This window comes from Bradyrhizobium sp. LLZ17, assembly GCF_041200145.1.
Classification (GTDB): Bacteria; Pseudomonadota; Alphaproteobacteria; order Rhizobiales; family Xanthobacteraceae; genus Bradyrhizobium.
The window spans coordinates 6,986,841-7,008,126 of record NZ_CP165734.1; the positions used below are offsets into that span (position 1 = coordinate 6,986,841).

16 protein-coding genes and 3 pseudogenes are annotated in these 21,286 nt (G+C 64.8%); 18 read left to right on the forward strand and 1 reads right to left on the reverse strand.

The window, feature by feature from the left end; genetic code table 11:
- Nucleotides 1-52 precede the first annotated feature (52 nt).
- The 10 genes and pseudogenes from AB8Z38_RS33455 to AB8Z38_RS33500 all read left to right on the forward strand — a co-directional run bounded on the left by AB8Z38_RS33455 (nt 53) and on the right by AB8Z38_RS33500 (nt 8,100).
- A pseudogene (locus AB8Z38_RS33455) lies at nt 53-870 on the forward strand (ABC transporter ATP-binding protein).
- Nucleotides 870-1,655: an ABC transporter permease gene (locus AB8Z38_RS33460; RefSeq protein ID WP_369721829.1), complete on the forward strand. Its 786-nt coding sequence runs from the start codon at nt 870-872 to the stop codon at nt 1,653-1,655. Before AB8Z38_RS33455 ends, AB8Z38_RS33460 begins: the two are co-directional and overlap by 1 nt.
- A gap of 169 nt (nt 1,656-1,824) precedes the next feature.
- Nucleotides 1,825-2,853 carry an ABC transporter substrate-binding protein gene (locus tag AB8Z38_RS33465; RefSeq protein WP_369721830.1) on the forward strand — a complete coding sequence of 343 codons (1,029 nt, stop codon included), beginning with the start codon at nt 1,825-1,827 and terminating at the stop codon, nt 2,851-2,853.
- 29 nt (nt 2,854-2,882) lie between these two features.
- Complete coding sequence (locus tag AB8Z38_RS33470) at nt 2,883-3,587, forward strand: NUDIX hydrolase (protein WP_369721831.1); 705 nt, start codon at nt 2,883-2,885, stop codon at nt 3,585-3,587.
- A 208-nt stretch (nt 3,588-3,795) separates the two neighbouring features.
- A pseudogene (locus tag AB8Z38_RS33475) lies at nt 3,796-4,203 on the forward strand (ATP-binding cassette domain-containing protein); the annotation flags it as partial.
- Between the two features lie 229 nt (nt 4,204-4,432).
- Nucleotides 4,433-4,543, forward strand: coding sequence for a hypothetical protein (locus AB8Z38_RS33480; RefSeq protein WP_369726667.1), 111 nt, complete (start codon nt 4,433-4,435; stop codon nt 4,541-4,543).
- Nucleotides 4,544-4,546: 3 nt separating this feature from the next.
- On the forward strand, nt 4,547-5,251 hold the full coding sequence (locus AB8Z38_RS33485; RefSeq protein ID WP_369721832.1) for an ABC transporter ATP-binding protein: 705 nt from the start codon (nt 4,547-4,549) through the stop codon (nt 5,249-5,251).
- Nucleotides 5,252-5,268: 17 nt separating this feature from the next.
- Complete coding sequence (locus tag AB8Z38_RS33490) at nt 5,269-6,150, forward strand: branched-chain amino acid ABC transporter permease (RefSeq protein ID WP_369726668.1); 882 nt, start codon at nt 5,269-5,271, stop codon at nt 6,148-6,150.
- Nucleotides 6,147-7,166 carry a branched-chain amino acid ABC transporter permease gene (locus tag AB8Z38_RS33495; protein WP_369721833.1) on the forward strand — a complete coding sequence of 340 codons (1,020 nt, stop codon included), beginning with the start codon at nt 6,147-6,149 and terminating at the stop codon, nt 7,164-7,166. Before AB8Z38_RS33490 ends, AB8Z38_RS33495 begins: the two co-directional genes overlap by 4 nt.
- Nucleotides 7,126-8,100, forward strand: coding sequence for a polyphosphate kinase 2 family protein (locus tag AB8Z38_RS33500; protein ID WP_369721834.1), 975 nt, complete (start codon nt 7,126-7,128; stop codon nt 8,098-8,100). The genes AB8Z38_RS33495 and AB8Z38_RS33500 overlap by 41 nt, the downstream gene beginning before the upstream one ends.
- Before the next feature lie 168 nt (nt 8,101-8,268).
- On the opposite strand, the gene AB8Z38_RS33505 is transcribed toward AB8Z38_RS33500, so the two are convergent.
- On the reverse strand, nt 8,269-9,153 hold the full coding sequence (locus AB8Z38_RS33505; protein ID WP_369721835.1) for an MBL fold metallo-hydrolase: 885 nt from the start codon (nt 9,151-9,153) through the stop codon (nt 8,269-8,271).
- A gap of 758 nt (nt 9,154-9,911) precedes the next feature.
- On the opposite strand from AB8Z38_RS33505, the gene AB8Z38_RS33510 reads away from it, so the two are divergent.
- From AB8Z38_RS33510 to AB8Z38_RS33545, 8 genes and pseudogenes are all read left to right on the forward strand, one after another.
- Complete coding sequence (locus AB8Z38_RS33510; protein WP_369721836.1) at nt 9,912-12,242, forward strand: mechanosensitive ion channel domain-containing protein; 2,331 nt, start codon at nt 9,912-9,914, stop codon at nt 12,240-12,242.
- A gap of 343 nt (nt 12,243-12,585) precedes the next feature.
- Complete coding sequence (locus AB8Z38_RS33515; RefSeq protein ID WP_369721837.1) at nt 12,586-14,238, forward strand: NAD-dependent malic enzyme; 1,653 nt, start codon at nt 12,586-12,588, stop codon at nt 14,236-14,238.
- A 304-nt stretch (nt 14,239-14,542) separates the two neighbouring features.
- Nucleotides 14,543-14,934, forward strand: a pseudogene (locus tag AB8Z38_RS33520) (BlaI/MecI/CopY family transcriptional regulator).
- Nucleotides 14,931-17,450: a M56 family metallopeptidase gene (locus tag AB8Z38_RS33525; protein ID WP_369721838.1), complete on the forward strand. Its 2,520-nt coding sequence runs from the start codon at nt 14,931-14,933 to the stop codon at nt 17,448-17,450. Before AB8Z38_RS33520 ends, AB8Z38_RS33525 begins: the two are co-directional and overlap by 4 nt.
- A 162-nt stretch (nt 17,451-17,612) precedes the next feature.
- Nucleotides 17,613-19,070, forward strand: coding sequence for a DUF1800 family protein (locus AB8Z38_RS33530; protein WP_369721839.1), 1,458 nt, complete (start codon nt 17,613-17,615; stop codon nt 19,068-19,070).
- Nucleotides 19,071-19,072: 2 nt separating this feature from the next.
- The gene (locus tag AB8Z38_RS33535) at nt 19,073-20,323 is read left to right on the forward strand and encodes a DUF1501 domain-containing protein (RefSeq protein ID WP_369721840.1); all 1,251 of its coding nucleotides are present in this window, start codon (nt 19,073-19,075) and stop codon (nt 20,321-20,323) included.
- Nucleotides 20,324-20,350: 27 nt separating this feature from the next.
- Nucleotides 20,351-20,518: a hypothetical protein gene (locus AB8Z38_RS33540; RefSeq protein WP_369721841.1), complete on the forward strand. Its 168-nt coding sequence runs from the start codon at nt 20,351-20,353 to the stop codon at nt 20,516-20,518.
- Nucleotides 20,519-20,669: 151 nt separating this feature from the next.
- Nucleotides 20,670-21,203 (forward strand): septal ring lytic transglycosylase RlpA family protein, encoded by a 534-nt coding sequence (locus tag AB8Z38_RS33545; protein ID WP_369721842.1) that lies wholly within the window; start codon nt 20,670-20,672, stop codon nt 21,201-21,203.
- The last annotated feature ends 83 nt before the right edge of the window (nt 21,204-21,286 follow it).

Sequence of the window (21,286 nt, forward strand, 5' to 3'; positions counted from 1 at the left end):
GAACTTGGCCGCGCGAGAGGCTAAGGCATCGACCTGGGACCGGAGGAAACATATGACGACGCCCACGGCAGTGGCGCTGGAGGACACCAAGGTTGCGTTCCGGTTGGGGGACGGGCGGGTCTATACGGCGGTGGAGAAGGCGCATCTGACGGTGGCCCAAGGCGAATTCGTCGCCATTGTTGGTCCGACCGGCTGCGGGAAATCCACCCTGCTCAACGTCGCGGCCGGCCTGCTGAAGCCCGCCGCCGGCAAAGTCCAGATCTTCGACCGGCCGCTCGCCGGGCTGAACCGGGACGCCGGCTACCTGTTCCAGGCGGATGCGCTGTTCCCCTGGAAGACCGCGCTCGACAATGTCGCGATCGGGCTCGAGATCAGGGCACGCCCCGCGCCGAGGCGCTTCCGCGGGCGCAGACATGGCTGACCTCGGTCGGCCTCGGCGCCTTCGCCAACCGTTACCCGCACATGCTCTCGGGAGGCCAGCGCAAGCGCGTGGCGCTGGCGCAGGTGCTGATCCGGGATCCAAAGATCCTCCTGATGGACGAGCCGTTCGGGCCGCTCGATGCACAAACCCGGCAAGTCATGGGCAATCTCCTGCTCGAGCTCTGGAACGCGGACCGCAAGGCCGTGCTGTTCGTGACCCATGATCTGGAAGAGGCGATCGCGCTCGCCGACCGCGTCGTGATCATGTCGGCAGGGCCGTCCTCGCGCATTATTGGCGACTGGCGCGTGACGCTTCCGCGCCCGCGCGACATCTTCGAGGTGCGGCTGGACAAGGCGTTCCACGCACTCCATCGCGAGATCTGGAGCGTGCTCAAGGACGAGGTGATGAAGGGCTACGCCCAGTCCACCCAAGCGGTGGAGGCGGTCTGATGTCGCGCGTGACGCTGCTTGCGCTGCAAGTCCTGGTCGCCATTGTCTGCATCGTGCTGTGGCAGTTGTTGTCGACCGTTCCCATCTTCGGCAAGATACTGCTGCCGCCGTTCTTTTTCTCCAATCCGATCGACGTGTTCAGCCAGATCGTCAAATGGTTTGCGAGCGGCGTGATCTGGAAGCATCTCGCCATCACCTTGTGGGAATCCATTCTGGCCTTCGTGATCGGATCGCTCAGTGGCGTGCTGGTGGGGTTCTGGTTCGCGCGGCAGCCGCTGGTCGCCGCGGTGTTCGATCCCTATGTGAAGATGGCCAACGCTTTGCCGCGCGTCGTGCTCGCGCCGATCTTCGCGCTGTGGCTCGGCCTCGGCATCTGGTCGAAGGTCGCGCTCGGCGTGACGCTGGTGTTTTTCATCGTCTTCTTCAACGTCTATCAGGGCGTCAAGGAAGTCAGCCGCACCGTGCTCGACAACGGCCGTATGCTCGGCATGAGCGAGGGACAGCTGATGCGCCACGTCTATTGGCCGTCGGCGCTGTCCTGGATGTTCTCGTCGCTGCATACGTCGGTCGGCTTCGCCGTGGTCGGCGCCGTCGTCGGCGAATATCTGGGATCGGCCGCAGGGCTCGGCTACCTGATCCAGCAGGCCGAAGGCGTGTTCGACGTCGCCGGCGTATTCGCCGGCATGTTCGTGCTGTCGGCCTTTGTTATCCTGATCGACTTCGGGGTGACCCTGGTGGAGCGGCGGCTATTGGTGTGGCGACCGACCGTGGACGGCCGCGGATAGCCGTAAACGGTCCGCGCAAGGGGATTCATGGATGATCCTCCCCATCAACAATGGTTGTTACGCACACATGCTATTGCGCCGAAATGCGCGATGGCGAGTTGCACTTAGGCAGTGCTTCTCAAGCCAGTCCCGCTGCTCTATGGTGCCGCCAGCCGAACGGAGGAAACCAATGAAGAACACGATTGCCAGGCTTGCCGGCGCGCTGCTCGCGCTGACGCTCAGCGCGGGTTTTGCCGCAGCGCAAAGCAAGGTCACCGTCGCGATCGGCGGCGGTGCCTGTCTGTGCTATCTCCCGACGGTGCTGGCAAAGCAGCTCGGCGAATACGACAAAGCCGGCCTCAATGTCGAGCTGGTCGATCTCAAGGGCGGCTCGGACGCGCTCAAGGCCGTGCTTGGCGGCAGTGCCGACGTGGTCTCCGGCTATTTCGATCATTGCGTCAACCTGGCGGCCAAGAAGCAGGAGCTGCAAGCTTTCGTGGTCTATGATCGCTATCCGGGCCTCGTGCTGGTGGTCTCGCCCTCGCACACCAACGAAATCAAGTCGGTCAAGGATCTCGCCGGCAAGAAGGTCGGCGTCAGCGCGCCCGGCTCCTCCACTGATTTCTTCCTCAAATACATGCTCAAGAAGAACGGGCTCGATCCGGCTGGCACCGCCGTGATCGGCGTCGGCCTCGGCGCCACCGCGGTCGCCGCGATGGAGCAGGGGCAGATCGACGCTGCCGTGATGCTCGATCCTTCCGTCACCGTGCTCCAGGGCAGCCATCCGGATCTGCGCATCCTCAGCGACACCCGCACGCAGAAAGACACGCTCGAGACGTTCGGCGGCGAATATCCGGGCGGTGCGCTGTACTCGACCGCGGCCTGGGTCAATGACCACGACAAAGAGGTGCAGGGGCTCACCAACGCGATCCTCGGCACGCTCGCCTGGATCCATTCGCACTCGCCTGAAGAGATCATGGCGAAGATGCCGGAAGAGATGGTCGGCAAGAACAAGGACCTCTATCTCGCCGCACTGAAGAACACGATCCCGATGTTCTCGGAGACCGGCAAGATGGATCCGAAGGGTGCGGATGCCGTGCTCGCGGTGTTCAGCGTCGGCTCGCCGGAGGTGGCGAACGCCAAGATCGACGTCAGCAAGACCTTTACCAACAAGTACGTCGAGCAGGCCAAGAAGACGACGGGGATGAACGCCAAATAAGTGACGCGATCCCGCGGTAATCAGGCCTCATGACCTCACCTGTCATTCATCGCGTCGCGACGCTTGATCTTGCCGTGCGCCCGGTCGTGTGGCCGTTCGCGGAAGAGCGGCGCGCCGAGATCGAGGCGCATTTCGCCGAGAAGCAGCGCGAGCGGCCCAAAATCTGGAACGGCCGCGTCCTGCTTGGACGGGATGCCGTGTTCACCGATGGCCATCTCGCCGCGACCTATTTCGAGACCGACTTCGCGAGCTTCCTCGCCTGGCGCGACTGGGGCTTTCCGGATCCGGCCGTCTTCAATGGTTTTGGCATGGGCGCGCTGCGCGCCTCCGACGGCGCCTTTGTGTTGGGCGAGATGTCGCACCACACCGTCAATGCAGGCCGCATCTATTTCCCGTCGGGTACGCCCGACCTCGACGATGTCAGGGATGGCGCGCTCGACATTCCCGGCAGCGTCATCCGGGAGATCGCGGAGGAGACCGGCCTGTTCCCCGCCAACTATGCGGCAGAGGCAGACTGGCACTGCGTCGTCAGCGGCCGCGCGATTGCAATGATTCAGATCCTCAACCTCGACCTGCCGGGCGAGACGGTTCGCGCCCGGATCGAAGCCAATCTGGCGGAGCAGCACGAGCCCGAGCTGTCGGCCATTCATCTCGTGCGCGGGATGGATGATCTCGCGCCCACCATGCCGCGATTTGTCACGGCGTTCATCGCGCAGCAGTTTGCTTCGCGCTGACGCGCGAAGGCTTGACATCGCGTCGCTCAGCCCATGTGATGGGCGAAAGCGAAAACAAAATCGCAATGCACAATCGTCCAGGGAGGTTTAGATGCGCCTGCGCATGGCTGCCCGCTTGGTCCATGAACTGTTGATCGCGATTGCGGCGGACACCACCTCCGGCAAGCAGTAGCGGCGGAGAGCGACGGTGCTGGAGGTCAGCGGGCTCGTGAAGCGGTTTGGTGGCTTCACCGCCGTCAACAACGTCTCGTTCAAGGTTGATCAAGGCGAGATCCTTGGCCTGATCGGCCCGAACGGTTCGGGCAAGAGCACGATCTTCAACATGCTCTCCGGCACGCTGGCGCCGACCTCCGGATCGATCATGTTCGCCGGCGCGGAGATCGCCGGACTTGCGCCGCACCGGATCATCAACCGCGGCATCGGCCGCACCTTCCAGATTCCGCGCCCGTTCCGCCGCCTGAGCATTTTCGAGAACGTCGCGCTCGCCGGCTTCTACGGCCAGGGCCGCCACAGCCGCGCCAAAGCAGAGCAGGCGGCCGAGCGTTCGCTCGCGATGGTGGGCCTGCCGACCGATCGCCGCGCCAGCGTCGACGGCCTCGGCGCCGCCGGCCTCAAGAAACTCGAGCTCGCCAAGGCACTCGCGACCGCGCCAAAACTGCTGCTCGCCGACGAGAGCCTCGGCGGCCTCGACGAGGCCGAGATGTATCAGGCGGCCGACATGCTGCGCAACATCCGCGACGAGCTCGGCATCACTATCATCTGGGTCGAGCACATCATGGGCGTGCTGATGCGCGTCGTCGATCGCGTCATGGTGCTCGATCACGGCGAAAAAAATCTCGGAGGGGCTGCCGAGCGCGGTTGCGGGCGATCCACGCGTGATCGAAGTCTATCTCGGCACCGATGCCGAGACCACCCAGGCGGCCGCCGCCGAAGCGCGCCGCCGGGCCGGAGGCTAGGCGATGCTGGAGCTGCGATCCGTCAGCGCCGGCTACGGCACGTTCCAGGCGCTGTTCGACGTCGATCTCGACGTGAAGGCCGGCGAGGCCGTCGGCGTGATCGGCCCGAACGGCGCCGGCAAGACCACCCTGATGCGCGTGATCTCGGGCCTGCTCCGTCCCTCGCGCGGGTCGATCAAAATGGAAAGCGTCGATGTCGTCGCGACGCCGGCGCACAAGATCGTCAGCCTCGGCATCGCGCATGTGCCGGAGAACCGGAGGCTGTTTCCGCAGCTTTCGGTCGACGACAATCTCAAGATGGGCGCCTTCATGAAGGAGGCGCGCGGCCACTATGCCGAGCGGCTGGAGGTCGTGTTCGACCTGTTTCCGCGCCTGAAGGAACGCCGTCACCAGATGGCCGGCACCATGTCTGGCGGCGAGCAGCAGATGTGCGCGATCGGGCGTGCCCTGATGTCCAATCCAAAGCTCCTGCTGCTCGACGAGCCCTCCGCCGGGCTCGCGCCGGTGGTGGTGCAGCAGGTGTTCGAGCTGGTGAAGCGGATCCGCGCCCGCGGGCTGACGGTGCTGATCGTCGAGCAGAACGTGCAGCAGGTGCTGCGCGTGGTCGATCGCGCCTATCTGATCGAGGCCGGCACGATCAGGGCGTCCGGCACCTCGGCGGAGATGCTGGCGAGCGACACGGTCAAGGAAGCGTATCTCGGGGTGTGAAGGGGGCGGGCGAGGGCATGCAGGCATTGCTGGACATTTTCGACATCTATCTGCTGGAAGCCGTGATCAACGGCATCCTGCTCGGCGGCGTGTTGGCGCTGCTCGCGCTCGGCCTCAACTTGATCTTCGGCGTCATCGACGTGACCTGGATTTGCTACGCCGAGCTCGTGATGATCGGCATGTACGCGATGTACTTCCTGGTGCAGTATTACGGCATCAGCTATTTCATCGCCGCGCCGCTCACCATCCTGCTCGTCGCGATGCTCGGCGCGCTGCTGCACTACCTCGTGATCGCGCCGCTGCTGACGGCGCCGCCGATCAACCAGCTGCTTGCGACCGGCGGCGTGTTGTTCGTGCTCCAGAGTTTTGCCACCGTCGCCTTCGGCATCGATTTCCGCAATCTCGGCATCCGCCTGCCCGTGCTCGCTTTCGGCGACATGAATTTCAGCTACGCGCGACTGCTGTCGTTCGCTGCCGCGCTGGCCGGCATGGTCGCGGTCTATCTCTTCATGACCCGCACGTTCACCGGCACGGCGATACGCGCCATCTCGCAGGACCGGCAGATCATGGCGCTGATGGGGGTCGACACCAAGAAGATCTACCTCATCACCTCCGCGATCGGCGGTGGCCTGGCCGGGCTCGCGGCCTGCCTGCTGGTGCTGCAATACGACGTGCACCCCTTCGTCGGCCTGTCGTTCGGACCGATCACCTTCCTGATCTGCGTGCTCGGCGGCCTTGGCAATTTTATCGGCGGCTTCATCGCCGCCTTCCTGTTCGCGGAGATCATTTCGCTCGGCGGATTGTTCTCCGATCTCGAATGGGGCTACGTGCTCGCCTTCGCCTTCTTCATCGTCATGATGTTCATCCGGCCTGCGGGCCTGCTCGCGAGGCGCCGATGATCGGGCAAGGCCGGCTTTTGGCGTGGGCAATCGGGCTCGCGGCGCTGATCGCGCTGCCGTTCGTCGATCGCGAGCCCTATCATCTGCACATCCTGGTGCTGATCCTGGTCTGGTCGTTCGCCTATACGTCCTGGTCGATGATGGGACGGTTCGGCCTGGTCTCGCTGGGACACGGCGGCTTCATGGGGATCGGCGCTTATGTCACGGCGCTGTTGTGGAATCATCTCGGCCTGTCGCCCTGGATCGGCATTCCCATCAGCATGATCGCGGCCGGTGTGCTGGCGCTGATCGTCGGTTATCCCTGCTTCCGCTTCCGCATCACCGGGCATTATTTCGTGCTGGTGACGCTGGCGCTGTCCGGCATCGTGCTTCAAGTCATCACGGCGACGCGCGACTATACCGGCGGCTCGCTCGGCTATACGCCGAACCGCGCCTCCGGCAGCAAGCTGCTGGCGCTGCAATTCGACGACAAGACGACCTGGTATCTGGTCGCGCTTGGGATCTGGCTCGGGGGCATCATCGTCTGGCACCTGGTCGACCGCAGCATGAGCCGCTACGCGCTCGAGGCGATCTCCGAGGACGAGGACGCCGCAGCTGCCGCCGGGGTCGACGTCACCGCGGAAAAATTGAAGATCACGCTGATCAGCGCGCTGATGACGGCGCTGGCGGGCGCGCTCTACTGCCAATACCAGATGTTCATCACGCCCGACACCGTCAGCGGCATCGCGGTCTCGCTCCAGATGGTGTTTGCGGCGATCGTCGGCGGCCTGTTCGTCTCGCTCGGACCGACCGTCGGCGCGGTCATCACCATCCTGCTCGCGGAGACCCTTCGCATCGGCTTCGGCACCAAGGCGGTGGGCTGGGACAATCTGGTCTATGGCGTGCTGCTGGTGCTTTTCATCATATTCCTTCCGAAGGGCATCCTTGGTAGCGTGCTCGACCGATTGAAGCCGCAACGCAAGGTGTCCCGCGCTCATGAGCAAGAAGCCGTCCAAATCGCTCGCCCAGGAACTTGACCGCTACATCACGCCGTTCCGCCACGACGGATCGGGCAAGTTTCATCTCAAGGCGCACAAGACCAACGCGAAGGGCGACCTCGACAAGGACAAGGCGCAGGAGATTCTTGAAGCCAACAAGAAGCGCCTCGCCGAGTTTCAGGAAAAGCTCTACGCCCAGGATCGCTGGTCGCTTCTCATCGTGCTCCAGGGCATGGACGCCGGCGGCAAGGATTCCGCGATCAAGGCGATCTTCGAAGGCATCAACCCGCAGGGCTGCGAGGTTCATGCGTTCAAGCAACCGAGCAAGGAGGAGCTCGATCACGACTTCCTCTGGCGCCACGTGATCGCGCTGCCGGAGCGCGGCCATATCGGCATCTTCAACCGCTCCTATTACGAGGAATGCCTGGTGACCCGCGTGCACCCGGAGATCCTCGCCAAGGAGAAGCTGCCGCAGAAGCTCGTGACCAGGAACATCTGGACGGAGCGGTTCGAGGACATCTCCGGCTTCGAGCGCTATCTCTGCCGCAACGGCACCGTGGTGCTGAAATTCTTCCTCAATCTCTCCAAGGACGAGCAGCGCGAGCGCTTCCTCGACCGTCTGGAAGACCCGTCCAAGCAGTGGAAGTTTTCCATGGACGACATCAAGGAGCGCGCGCTGTGGCCGCGCTACCAGGCTGTCTACCAGGACATCGTCCGCCATACCGCAACGGCGCATGCGCCCTGGTACGTCGTGCCCGCCGATCACAAATGGTTCGCGCGCGTCGTGATCGGCTCGGTGATCGTCGCGGCGCTGGAGCGGTTGGACCTGCGCTTTCCCCGTGCCGACAAGGCTTCGCTCGCCGAATTCAAGGCGGTCAGCGAGGCGCTGGAGAAGGAGAAGAAGGGGAGGGGAAGCGTTAAGTTGCAGCGAGCGCCGAACGATCTCCGCTCTCGTAGGGTGGGCAAACCGTAAGCGTGCTACAAGTCCTGCGATTTCGCGAAAACAACCCCATGCACAGTAGCCGATGGTCGTGAAATCAATGGCTTGCCCGCCGGCGCGAATGATATTCGGAATCAGCGAATTTCGTTTGACCCGTCGGGCAAAACAGGGGCATGATGTCACCATGCCCCCGTCGCCTCCTCAATACCCGCGGCCCCACCAGTAGCAGAAGCGTTCCACGTTGGCGGGCAGGCCGGTCTCGTAATTCGCCCATTTCTCGTATTTCGGCAGCTTCACTTCCTTCATGGCGGTGTCGAAGCATTTGCCGGCGTCGGCTGCTTTCTTCACCTCGGCGGACAGATCCTCCATGTAGGCGATGTCGTCCTCGACATCCTTCTTGGTGCCGAGCCGGCCGCCGGCATTCGGATGGCCCGGGATCATCCGCTCCCAGTCGAGCGCGGCGAGCTTCTTCAGCGAGGCGATGTATTCCAGCGGTGAGGCGTTGTCGGGAATGTTGCGAAACTGAACCGCCTCGATCGGCGCGAAGTCGACCACGAAGATCAGCTTCTCCTTCGGCAGCCGCATCACCAGCGAGTTGTCGGAATGGTTGCGGCCGACATAGTCGAGCTCCAGCGTGGTGCCGCCGAGCGTGATGGTCTTCTTCCCGTCGACCACCTGGTCGGGCATCACGACGTCTGCCAGCAGTGCATTCTGCTTCTTGAGCTCGAGCAGCCGCTCCTTGGTGCGACGATGGGCGATAAAGGTGGCGCCAAGATCTTTGAACGGCTGGCCGCCGGCGATGTGGTCGTAATGATGATGGCTGTAGATGACGTATTTGATCGGTTTGTCGGTGACCGCCTTGATCGCGTCGATATAGGGCTTTGCGGGACGCAAATAGGAGATCGGATCAGTTGCGATCACGCCCTGCGGCGTGACCACGAACATCGACTGATGGCCGCCATAGCGGAAGATGTAGACGTTCTCGGTGCCCTCGACCTTCCTGGTCGAGGTCTGCGGCGGAGACTGCGCGAACGCTGATCCGGTCACGAGGGCTACGACAACCGCGATGCAAAATGATGCTTTCATCTCTGGCTTTCTGGAAAAGGGGAGTGCGGGAGAGGCGGGTACTCTCCGAGACAAACTCTGCGAAAGGGCATTTATTCCAGCCTATCTGCGGCCAATCCGCCGCCGACAAGCGATAGACGCGTCCGCAAATGTGATCCACACCCGATTGATGCCGCTTGACAGTTTTGTGTCACGGGAGGACCATCCAAGCGGTCGCGAACAAGCGACAAGGTCCACATCGAGAGCAAGGGGAGGTCTATGACACCACCTCCGCAGAACCCGCCGCGTTGAATGCGATGGAGCTCATTCGGACTATCGCATAGCGGCAGAAACGCGAACGGCACGCCGGGTCAAGGTCTAGAGGGCTGCATCAGTAAGGCAGAGCCCCTACCTGCCCGGCGCTGTGCTTTCTTGCAAGGCGCTCGTCGTGTCAGATGTCTTCGTGTCGGATTCCTTGGCGCGAGCTAACTGCCGGACGAGGTAACTGGCGCAAATATCCCGATTTCCTTCACTCCTCCTCCTCCTCGCCGTCATTCCGGGTCCGATTCCCGGAATGACGGGAGAGAATCTCTGTGCCCCCCGGCATTCGAGCTGCCGCTCGTCTTCGTTGAGCCGCGGTTTTGCATTTTGCGTTGCGGCAAATGCCAAGAGATTGTCGCCTCATCGGCAAACTTCCGACACAGGACGCGGGCGAATAACGCCAATCCGACATGACGCATGCGTTTCGGCGGTGGCGATTCCGACTCCGCCGGAGCGCATCTATTTTTTAAGGAATCCTCGTGTCGCATAAGCTTGCCCGGGCGCTTCTCGCCGCTCTCTTCCTCGTCATCTCATCCTTCTCCGGCGCTCGCGCCGAGCCGGCCGCGGCTGCGGCCAACCAAGCGGCCGCGCTGTCGCCGGACGAGGCCAGGCGCGCGCTGGAGACGCTTCAGGACGACAAGAAGCGCGCGCAGATGATCGAGACCTTGCGTGCGATCGCGAGCGCCTCGGGTCCGCAGCAGCCTGCGCCCGAGCAGACATCAGCGATCCCGCTCGCAGCCGACGGCCTCGGTGCGCAACTCCTGCTCAGCGTGTCCGAGGAGATCGGCGAGATTTCGCGCGAGGTCGCCGATATGGCCCGAACGCTCACGCATTTCCCCGCGTTCTATTACTGGGTGGTTCGGACCGCGAATGACCCTGCCGCCTATGATCTCCTGATCGAGATCGCCTGGAAGCTCGCGCTGGTGTTCGGCTGCGCCCTCGCGGCAGAGTGGGTGATCTTCCGCCTGATGCGGCGCCCCCTGGCATACCTCGAACGGCGCGCGCCGCAAAACGCGCGCCTGCCGGCGCAAGTGCTGCCCATTGCCGATCCGCCGTCATCGGTGGCCGACGTCACGTCTTTGCCTGAATTGCACAAGCGCCGCCACAGTCTCGCGCGTGCCTGGCAATTGTTGCTGCGACTGCCCTTCGTGTTCGGACGCCTCGTGCTCGAACTGCTCCCGGTATTCTTCTTTGTCGGCGTGGCGACGGCGCTGCTCGGAACCGAGATCGGCGATCCCGCAACCGTCCGCCTCGTGATCCTCGCGGTGGCGAACGCCTATGCTTTCTCGCGCGGACTCATCTGCGTCGTGCGTGCGCTGGCAGGTCCGTTCGGCCTGTTTCCGGTCCGCGCCGAGACTGCCGCCTATGTCGAGATCTGGGCGCGCCGCATCGTCGGCTTCGGCGTGTCCGGCATCGCCTTCGCCAATGTGGCGCTGCTGCTCGGCCTGCATCGCGCCGGCTACGCGGCGCTGCTGCGCATGGTGATGCTGGTCGTGCATCTGTTCATCGCCGTCATCATCCTGCAATGCCGCCGCCAGGTCGCCGACGCCATTCGCGCACCGGCCGGCCGGCAGGGCATCGCGGCGGGGCTGCGCAACCGCATCGCGGGCGGCTGGCATTATCTCGCCATCGCGCTCGATCTCGCGCTGTGGACGGTGTGGGCGCTCAACATCCGCAACGGCTACTCACTGCTGCTGCAATATTTCGTCGGCACGATCGCGGTGGCGCTGGTCACGCGGATCGCCATCATGGTGACGCTGGGCCTGATCGACCGCGGCTTTCGCATCAATCCCGAGATACTTCAGCGCTTTCCAGGGCTGGAGATCCGCGCCAACCGCTATCTGCCGCTGCTGCGAAAGATCGTCTCGGGCGTCATCGCCTTTATCGGCGTCGTCGCCGTGCTCGAAGTCTGGGGTGTCGACGCCATCGTCTGGTTCTATGGCGGCCAGATCGGCAGCCGGCTGCTCTCCGCCGTGGCGACGATCGGCGTTGCCGTGTTCATCGCCGCGGCGATCTGGGAAGCCAGCAACGCGTTGCTGGATCGCCAGATCAATACGCTGTCGCGGGACGGGCACTATGCCCGCGCCGCGCGGCTGCGCACCTTCCAGCCGATGCTGCGGACTGCGTTGCTGTGCGTGATCGCAACCGTCGTCGGCCTCACCGCGTTGAGCGAGATCGGCGTCAATGTCGCGCCGCTGCTCGCGGGTGCCGGCATTGTCGGCATCGCCATCGGCTTCGGCTCGCAGAAGCTGGTGCAGGATCTCATCACCGGGCTGTTCCTGTTGCTGGAGAACACGGTGCAAGTCGGCGACACCGTCAGCGTGTCGGGCCTCACCGGGGTGGTCGAGAACGTCTCGATCCGCACCATTCGGCTCCGCGCCGGCGACGGCGCCGTGCACATCGTGCCGTTCAGCGCGGTGACGACCATCACCAATGCCAGCCGTGGCGCCGGCAACGCATCCGTCAGCGTCAACGTCGCCTACAAGGAGGACACCGACCGCGCCGGGCAGATCCTCAAGGACATCGTCGACGAGATGCGCCGCGAGCCGGAATTCCGTGGATTAATCCGCGGTGACCTCGAGCTCTGGGGCATCGACAAGGTCGACGGCGCGATGGTGTCGATTGTCGGCCAGATCCGGTGCACCGAGACGGGCCGCTGGCCGGTCCAGCGCGAATTCAACCGCCGCATGAAGCAACGTTTCCAGCAGCACGGCATCGAAATCGCATCCGCCACCCAGACGATTTTGATGCACGTTGCGCCCCCGGCCGATGTCGCCACAAACCTGACGCCACGGCGGGCGGCGGGATAAATTCCGGCTTGTCTCCGCTCAGTTGGCGGCGTTCACTCGGACGAGGCGGGCCCGGCCAGGCCTCATCACAAGCCCTCATCCTGAGGGCCCGCCAAAGGCGGGCGTCTCGAAGGATGCGCTGCGAGCCGGGGTCTTCGTGGTTCGAGACGCGCGGAGACGCGCTCCTCACCATGAGGAGAGGGAGCGTCGCCCTGTTAACCCTTGCATCGCGCGCTGCGATCTGCACTAAAATTCTCGCTGCGGTGCGAGATCACAATCGCGGCCTGCGAGGCAACGTCCTTGATCTCAACTGAGCACTGGCCGACAATGCTTCCCCTTCAATAAGAAATTCCGTGGGGGATTCGTGAATAGACTTGCCCGCGTCGTTGCCCAAACGACATCGCCCGATCCCGCTCACGGCATGGCGCTGCTGCGCGATCCCCTCCTCAACAAGGGCACCGCCTTCACGGAAGCGGAGCGCGGTGCGCTCGGCTTGCGCGGCCTGTTGCCGCCATGTGTGCTGACGATCGAGACGCAGGTCGAGCGCGTGCTCACCAATCTGCGCGCGCTGCCGACCGATTTGGAGAAATACGTCGCGCTCAATGCGCTGCACGACCGCAACGAGGCGCTGTTCTTCCGCGTCGTCGTCGACAATATCGACGAGATCCAGCCGATCATCTACACGCCGACCGTTGGGCTGGCCTGCCAGAAATACGGCCTGATCTTCCAGCGGCCGCGCGGCATGTTCATCTCCTCGCGCGATCGCGGCCAGATCGGCGAGATCCTGAAGAACTGGCCTTATCCGGCCAAACTCATCGTCGTGACCGATGGCGAGCGCATCCTCGGTCTCGGCGATCTTGGTGCCAATGGCATGGGCATCCCCGTTGGAAAGCTCGCGCTCTATTCGGCCTGTGCCGGGGTGCATCCCGAGCATTGCCTGCCGATCGTGCTCGACGTCGGCACCAACAACGAGGAGCTTCTGAACGATCCCTATTATCTCGGCCTGTGCGAGCGGCGGCTCACGGGCGCAGCCTATGACAGTTTCGTCGACGAATTCATGGTTGCCGCGCGAAAGACGTTTCCGGGCGTGCTGATCCAGTTCGAGGATTTCGCCAATCACTCGGCGTTCAAGCTGCTGCACAAGTACCGCGACGAGACCTGCGTCTTCAATGACGACATCCAGGGCACCGCGGCGGTGGCGCTCGCCGGTTTGTTTTCGGCGCTGCGCATCTCCGGCGGGAAGCTGAGTGAGCAGCGCATCCTGTTCCTGGGCGCGGGCGAGGCCGCAACCGGCATCGCCGATCTCGTGGTCTCCGCGATGATGGCGGAGGGCGCCACCGAGGCCGAAGCGCTCCGGCGCAACTGGCTGGTGGATTCCCGCGGGCTCGTCGTCAGCGGCCGCGCCGGCCTTTCGGGCCACAAGCTCCGCTATGCGCATACCGAGCAGGCGCCGATCACCGATTTCCTCACCGCGATCAAGACGCTGAAGCCGACGGCGATTATCGGCGTTGCCGCGGTCGGCGGTGCGTTCACGCCCGAGGTGCTGAAGGCGATGGCCGAACTCAACGAGCATCCGATCGTGTTCGCGCTGTCCAACCCGACCTCGAAGGCCGAGTGCTCGGCGGAGGATGCCTATCGCTACACCGCAGGCCGCGCGCTGTTCGCCTGCGGCAGCCCCTACGACCCGGTGACGCTCAACGGCCGCACCTTCGTGCCGCGGCAGGGCAACAACTCCTACATCTTCCCGGGCGTCGGCCTCGGCGTCATCGCCAGCCGATCGCGGTTAGTCACGGACGAGATGTTCATGGCGGCGGCCCATTCGCTCGCCAACTGCGTCGGCAAGGACGACCTCGCACAGGGCAGTCTCTATCCGGCATTGCCGCAGATCCGCGAGGTCTCCATCGGGATTGCCGCTGCGGTCGCGGACGTCGCCTATCAGCGTGGATTGGCCGACGGTCCCGCGCCGAACGACGTCAAGGCGCTGGTCCAATCGCAAATGTACGAGCCGCGGTACTGACGTCTGACGACTTTTGACTGACTCGATCTGGCGGCTGGCTCGGTCACCTCTCCCGCTTGCGGGAGAGGTCGGCGCACTTGCGCCGGGTGAGGGCTCTATCCTCTTGGGGAGTCCCACTGCGGAGACACCCTCACCCCAACCCTCTCCCGCAAGCGGGAGAGGGAGCGCACCGCCCTCGCAGGTCGCAACGCGCCTCATCAGGGCAGCACGGCGATACTATTCCAGGTAGAATGCCGTTGCGCGGCACGATCCTATATGCGACGATCTGTAGCATACGAGAACTCAAGCTGCTGGGTAGGCCACCATGGACGATCGTTTGCCCGACCTGGGCGACCTCGAGCACGAGGTCATGCAACTGGTTTGGGCCCATGGTCCGGTGACGGCCGAGGTCGTGCGCGAGCGGCTGTCGCGGCCGCTGAAGGATCGACCGTGCGCACGGTGCTGCGCCGGCTGGAAGAAAAGGGCTATGCGAACCACACCGTGGACGGTCGAACCTATGTCTACCACGCTGCCGAACCACGGGCGCAGGTCGCGGCCAAGGCGGTGCAGCGGATTGTCGACTGGTTCTGCAACGGCTCGATGGAAGAGGTCCTTGTCGGCATGGTCGACAACGCGATGCTCGACCAGCAGCAATTGCGCACACTGGCCGACCAGGTCGCCAAGGCGAAGAAGGCGAGGGGAGTGAAGAAAGAATGATCGCAACTCTGGCTGAGGCGGCGCTACGCTCCTTCGTGCTGGGAGGCGTCGTCTGGTTCGGTCTCAACCTGTTTCGGGTGCGCAATCCGCACGTCCATATGACGGCGTGGGTCGTCGTGCTGCTGGCATCGCTGGCGATGCCTTTCGTGATGCATTGGCCGACGCTCACGGTCGATCGCCTGCCCCTGTCCCTGCCGATGGCGGACGAACTCTGGCCGGCCGATATGTCGATGCTGGAGGCGCCGCAGCCGGCCTTGCCGGTTGCCCCCAGCACTGCCGTCGCGCTGCCGGTGAAAAGCGGTCCCTCGGTCCATTGGGGGTTGGTGGCGACGATCGTCTACGCCGGCGTCGCCTGCTTGCTGCTGCTGCGGCTGGCAATTGGCCTTTGCCTGACCTGGCGCCTGGCACGCGCGGCGAAGCCGATGCAGGCTCCGCACATGATCGATGCCGATGTTCGCGTCAGCCGCGACGTCGGCGGCCCCGTCACCTTCGGCTCGACCATTCTGGTGCCGCCGCAATTTTTCGGCTGGGACGCGAAAAAGCGCCTCGCAGTGCTCGCGCATGAGGGCGCGCATGTCGCCAACGGTGATTTCTACGTCCTGCTGCTTGCCTCGCTCAACCGCGTGGTGTTCTGGTTCAGCCCGTTCTCGTGGTGGCAGCTCGCGCATCTGGCCGAGCTTGCCGAGATCATCAGCGATGCCCAGGCGATCGAGGTGATCGAGGACCGGCTGTCCTATGCCGAAATCCTGCTCGACGTCGCAACCTCGGTGAAGCCGCGACCGATGGAGCTCGCGATGGCGCGGGTCGCGACCGTGCGTGCCCGCGTCGAGCGCATCATCACGGCCGCTGCGCTGCCCGTTGCCGTCGGTTGGCGCAAACGGCTGTGGATCGCGGCGGCGATCGTGCCGGTCGTCATCGTCTCCACCGGCATGATCGCCTATCGCACGCCGGACCCGGCGCCGTTCGCAACAAATCTCGGTGAAGAGCCGGCGCAGCATTATCGTCCGTTCGTCAATTTCTACGCCATGGGGCCCGCCTCGGTGTTCGCCGTCTTCCGCGACGGCGACGAGCTCTACGGCCAGCTCACCGGACAGCGCAAGCTGCGCCTGTCGATCGGCAATGACGGCACGGCCTCCTATGCGGGTTGGTTCGGCGAGATCACGTTCCCGCTCGATGCGGAGCGCAGATCCCCCGAGCTGATGCTGCATATGAACGGCCGCGACGTGCGCGCGGTGCGCGTTGCGAAAATGCCGCTGCCGGCCGCGGACCCGACCTCGCTCGATCAATATGCGGGCTGGTACAGGATCGCGCCCAACCGCGTGCTCACCGTGCGCAGCGACGGCGATCGTCTGCAAGTGCAGGAAACCGGGCAGGGCGGATCGCAGGTTCTCGCCGAGGGCGCCGATGCGTTTTCCGTGCACGGCGATCATCTCCTGATCTTCCTGCGCGACGAGCAAGCCAGAGTGTCGCGCGTGCTGGTCCACAGCGAGGTCTTCGGCGCGCGACTCGCACCGCGGATCGACGCAGCCGTGGCTCAGGCGGTCGAGGCCGACTTCGCCCGCCGCCTCGCCGAAGTTCCGGATCGATTCCGCGAGCAGGTCCCGGCCGCGGGCGGCAAGGAGATGATCTTGCGCGGCATCGAGGACCTGCGCGCCGGCACGCCGAGCTACGATCGCATGAGCGCGCCGCTCGCCGCCAAGATCCACGGCCAGCTCGAGCAATTGCACGCGACATTCGTCGCACTCGGCGCGATCGAGTCGATCTTCTTCCGCGGCGTCGGCCCCGGCGGCTATGACATCTACGGCGCGAAGTTCGCGAACGGTACGGCGGAATTCCGTCTGCTGCTCGAGCCCGACGGCAAGGCCGGCGACGTGACCTTCCGTGCCGACGGCAATGACGAACTCGGCGGCATCATGCCTTGCTCGGAGCAGGCGAACCTGCGCGGCCGCGCCGGCACCTCGCCGATCAGGATCATGGTCTATAACGAGCTGGGCGAGGACATCCAGGTCTTCAATCTCGACGCGGACGGCAACCGCAAGACGCAGAGCGTGGTCAGGCCCAACATGAGCTGGGCCTCCCTGACCACCGTGAACGATCCCTGGGTGATCGCCGACAAGTCGGGACGTTGCCTCGAGGTCCTGGTGCCGGGCCGGCAGACCCGTTTCCACAATGTCGAGGCTTCGAGTCTCGGCGCGCGGCCGGGGCGCGCGGCACGGCGCGCCGTTCCGATCGCCAACGGCGAGGAGATGTTGCGGAGCTACATCGAAAGCGTCGGCAGGGGCCAGCCGGACTACGAGCGCATGACGTCGGAGGTCGCCGACATCACGCGTCAGCAGCTTCCGTTCGACCAGGCGATCCTGACGCGGCTCGGCGCGTTGCGCGCGATTTCGTTCCGTGGCGTCACCGCGCTCGACAGCGACATCTACATCGCCCAGTTCGCCAACGGGTCGGCGGAGTGGCGCATCGGCGTCAGGAACGGCACCATCACCAAGATCGCGCTGGGGCCGAATTTCTAGGCCTCTCCCGCGCATGCGCTGGATTACGGATGCGCGTTCGATCGGCTTCAATCTCCGCTTGCAAAGGCCTGGCTCAAGTGTTACGTTCCGTAGCATACGGATCGTAGCTTGATGCGGCGACGTCGGCCGCCGTCGGACTGCTGGAAGAATCGGGCGTTCGTCATGAGCAATTCCGCAAAGGCCGAGGCCGTGCTGGCGCTTCATCGTTTCGGGATGGGGCCGCGACCCGGTTCGATTGCTGCCGTCGGGGGCGACCCGCGCGGCGCGCTGATTGCCGAGCTCGATCGGCCGCTGGTGCTGACCGCTGCGGCCAGCCTGCCTTCCAGCGCGAAAGCCTATCGCACCGTGGCCGACGCCAACGCACGGCGAGCGGCGCGTGCCAAGCAGGCCCAGCTGCAGGCAAAGAAGCAGCAGGCGGCTGCGACGCCGATGATGTCGGAAGACCAAACGCAAGGGCAGGCCCCGGGCGCCGAGAAGGACGCCGCGGCGATGGCGGCCAAGCAGGCCGCCGAAGCCGTTCCCGATCCCGGACGGCCGATCTATTTGCAGGAAGCCAAGCTGCGCATCGAAGCCGCGCTCGGCGCGGACATCGGCTTCGCCGAACGGCTGGTGTGGTTCTGGTCCAATCATTTCTGCATCTCGGCCTACAAGATCCAGAGCATGTCGGGTGCCTACGAGCGCGAGGCGGTTCGCGCCAATGCGCTCGGCCGCTTCGCCGATCTGCTTCAGGCGGTCGAGGGCCATCCGGCGATGCTGTTCTATCTCGACAATCTCGGCTCGATGGGCGCGAACTCGATTGCGGGCATCAACCGCAACCGCGGGCTCAACGAAAACATTGCGCGCGAGATCATGGAGCTGCACACGCTCGGTGTTCGCGCCGGCTACACCCAGGACGACGTGATCAGCTTCGCCAATGTGTTGACGGGATGGACGCTCGTGCCACCCGGCGTCAATCCCGAGCACGGCGGCGAGTTCACCTTCAACCCGCGGCTTCACGAGCCCGGCGGGCAGACGGTCCTCGGCAAGCGCTACGAGCAGGAGGACGTCGAGCAGGGCCGTGCCGTGCTGCGCGACCTTGCCGCACATCCGGCGACCGCGACCCATGTCGCGACCAAGCTCGCACGGCATTTCGTGGCCGACGAGCCGCCTCCGGCCCTGGTCGAACACATGGCAGAGACGTTTCGCGACACCGGCGGCGATCTCAAGCAGGTCGCGATTGCGATGGTCTCGTCGGACGACGCGTGGCGCGTGCCGCCGTCAAAACTCAAGCGTCCGGGCGAATGGGGCGTAGGCATGGTGCGCGCGACCGGCCTCAGGGAGGTCGATCCCGCACTCTTCACCGGGGCCCAGGACCTGCTCGGCGAGGGACTGTGGCGCCCGTCGGCGCCCAAGGGCTTTCCCGACGACGAGGCCAGCTGGATCGACGGCATTGGCCGGCGGCTCGACATCGCCAACAATTTTGCCGAGCGCGTGGCGGCCACCGCGGATCCGCAGGTGATCATCGAGGATGTCTTCGCATCCGAGATCACAGCAGAGGTGAAGCAGGCGGTCGGTCGCGCCGAGAGCCGGCAGCAGGCGCTGGCGTTGTTGTTCATGTCGGCGGATTTTCAGAGGAGGTGAGCATGGGCGTCGCCAATCATTTGCCCACGCGGCGCGAACTTCTGGTCGGCTCCGGCGCGCTGTTTGCGTGGAGCCAGATGCCGCGGCTCGCACGCGCCGAAGGGCGTGATCCGCGCCTGCTCGTCATCGTCCTGCGCGGCGCGCTCGACGGCCTTGGTGCGGTCGCGCCGGTCGGTGATCCCGACTGGATCTCGCTGCGCGGCGATGGCGCGCTGACGCTGGACGGCAAGGCGCCGGCGCTGCCGCTCGATGCCTTCTTTGCGCTCAATCCGGCGATGCCGAACCTGCACCGGCTCTACAAGACCGGCAAGGCCTCGATCGTTCATGCCACAGCGACGCCCTATCGCGAGCGCTCGCATTTCGACGGCCAGGACGTGCTGGAGAGCGGATTCACCAAGCCCGGCGCGACCTCCTCGGGATGGCTCAACCGCGCGCTGCTCGCACTGGAGTCGGGCGGGCGCGTCGACCCGCGCGGCAGCCGCGCGCTCGGCATCGGCGCGGTGACGCCGCTGGTGGTGCGCGGTACCGCGCCGGTGATGACATGGGTGCCGCAAAAACTGCTGCCGGCGAGCGAGGACACCCAGAGCCGCCTGCTCGATCTCTACCAACACACCGACCCGAAGCTCGCGACCGTGCTTCAGGCGCGCATCAAGCTTGCCTCGCTCGCCGGTGCGCCCGGCACCGGCGATCCGATGTCGGACGATCCGACCTTGATGCCGCCCGGCATCGAGCGTGTGCGCGCCTATTTCGCCGAAGCCGCGGGCACCGCGGCGCGCTATCTCGCCAAGCCCGACGGCCCGCGCGTCGGCGCCATGGGCTTCGTCGGCTGGGACACGCATATCGCGGAAGGTGCTGCGTCAGGCCAGCTCTACAATCTGCTCGGGGCGCTCGACGGTGCCTTTGCCGCGATCGAAAAGAATATGGGCGAGGCCTGGGGCGAGACGGTCGTCGCGGTCGTCACCGAGTTCGGCCGCACCGCGCGCATCAACGGCACGCAAGGCACCGACCACGGCACCGGCACGGTCGCCTTCCTCATCGGCGGCGCGCTCGCCGGCGGCCGCGTGATCGCGGACTGGCCGGGACTGAAATCGGCGCAGCTGTTCGAGGACCGCGATCTCAAGCCGACCACCGATCTTCGCGCAGTGCTGAAAGGCCTGCTGCGGGATCATCTGCGCGTCGAGGAGAAGGTGCTCGCCGAAACGGTCTTCCCCGGCAGCGCGGACGTCAAAGCGATCGGCGGCCTCGTCGGCTGACGGGGCCATCGCAACTGGATCGGGTTCATGATGTGCACACTGACGCAACGGGAGCTCGACTTTCTCGCCAGCCTGACAACGGGCTGGCGGCGGCTCTATCGGCGCGAGCTCATGCGGCTCCTGAAGGGCGACATCAGGACCGGTGAGGCTCAGTCGGACGGGCGCCCGATCATCTGGCGCATCGTATCGGGCTGATTTTCGCAAGGTTGTCCCGATCCAGGACATGCGACTGTGGTGGAATCGCCACAGCCGGCGCGAAACGATGGTGGCCCTAAGGCCGCTTTTGTTCAGCCAAGGTTCTGCCCTCATTGCCCACCGAAACTCCGGGTTGTTCGGAGGGCGCATCATGTCTCGCTTCGCACGTGCCGAAACTGCCCGGATTTGCCTTGCAACCTCGTGCCGCCAATCGGCCCGGCTGCTGCTCGCGATCGTCGCCGCGGCATCGCTCGCGGCCTGCGCCCAATCGCCGGTCGGCCGCCAGAAGGCCGATCTGGTCGGCACCAGCAGGCAGGCGGTGATCGAGCGTCCGCACAGGGTGGCGGCGCTGCATCCGCGGCCGATCCACCGGGCGCGTCCGTCCGATGATGCAGGAAGCATGCAGACGGCCTCGCGAGGCGTTGCCAGCTTCTATTCGGATACGGAGACCGCCAGCGGCGAGAGGTTCGACAAGAACGAACTGACCGCGGCCCATCCGACGCTGCCGTTCGGCACAAAGCTGCGCGTCACCGATGTCTCGTCCGGCCGCTTCGTCACCGTCAGAGTCAACGATCGCGGACCCTATGTCCGCGGCCGCGTGGTCGACATCTCTCCGTCCGCGGCCGAGGCTCTTGGCATGGTGGACAGGGGCGTCGCCAATGTCAGGCTCGACGTCGTGCAATAGCGCGTGATCGATCGGCGTCGAACGGGCGGCTTAACCGGCTGTTAGCCGCTCTCGCGCACGATGGCTGTCCAGACAAAATAGCG

What these genes read in the sequence shown, in the direction of transcription:
- AB8Z38_RS33500 (WP_369721834.1), top strand. Translation starts at nt 7,126, where the DNA reads ATGAGCAAGAAGCCGTCCAAATCGCTCGCCCAGGAACTTGACCGCTAC.
- AB8Z38_RS33485 (WP_369721832.1), top strand. Translation starts at nt 4,547, where the DNA reads ATGCTGGAGCTGCGATCCGTCAGCGCCGGCTACGGCACGTTCCAGGCG.
- AB8Z38_RS33530 (WP_369721839.1), top strand. Translation starts at nt 17,613, where the DNA reads ATGAGCAATTCCGCAAAGGCCGAGGCCGTGCTGGCGCTTCATCGTTTC.
- AB8Z38_RS33525 (WP_369721838.1), top strand. Translation starts at nt 14,931, where the DNA reads ATGATCGCAACTCTGGCTGAGGCGGCGCTACGCTCCTTCGTGCTGGGA.
- AB8Z38_RS33470 (WP_369721831.1), top strand. Translation starts at nt 2,883, where the DNA reads ATGACCTCACCTGTCATTCATCGCGTCGCGACGCTTGATCTTGCCGTG.
- AB8Z38_RS33465 (WP_369721830.1), top strand. Translation starts at nt 1,825, where the DNA reads ATGAAGAACACGATTGCCAGGCTTGCCGGCGCGCTGCTCGCGCTGACG.
- AB8Z38_RS33490 (WP_369726668.1), top strand. Translation starts at nt 5,269, where the DNA reads ATGCAGGCATTGCTGGACATTTTCGACATCTATCTGCTGGAAGCCGTG.
- AB8Z38_RS33545 (WP_369721842.1), top strand. Translation starts at nt 20,670, where the DNA reads ATGTCTCGCTTCGCACGTGCCGAAACTGCCCGGATTTGCCTTGCAACC.
- AB8Z38_RS33495 (WP_369721833.1), top strand. Translation starts at nt 6,147, where the DNA reads ATGATCGGGCAAGGCCGGCTTTTGGCGTGGGCAATCGGGCTCGCGGCG.
- AB8Z38_RS33505 (WP_369721835.1), bottom strand. Translation starts at nt 9,153, where the DNA reads ATGAAAGCATCATTTTGCATCGCGGTTGTCGTAGCCCTCGTGACCGGA.
- AB8Z38_RS33540 (WP_369721841.1), top strand. Translation starts at nt 20,351, where the DNA reads ATGATGTGCACACTGACGCAACGGGAGCTCGACTTTCTCGCCAGCCTG.
- AB8Z38_RS33460 (WP_369721829.1), top strand. Translation starts at nt 870, where the DNA reads ATGTCGCGCGTGACGCTGCTTGCGCTGCAAGTCCTGGTCGCCATTGTC.
- AB8Z38_RS33535 (WP_369721840.1), top strand. Translation starts at nt 19,073, where the DNA reads ATGGGCGTCGCCAATCATTTGCCCACGCGGCGCGAACTTCTGGTCGGC.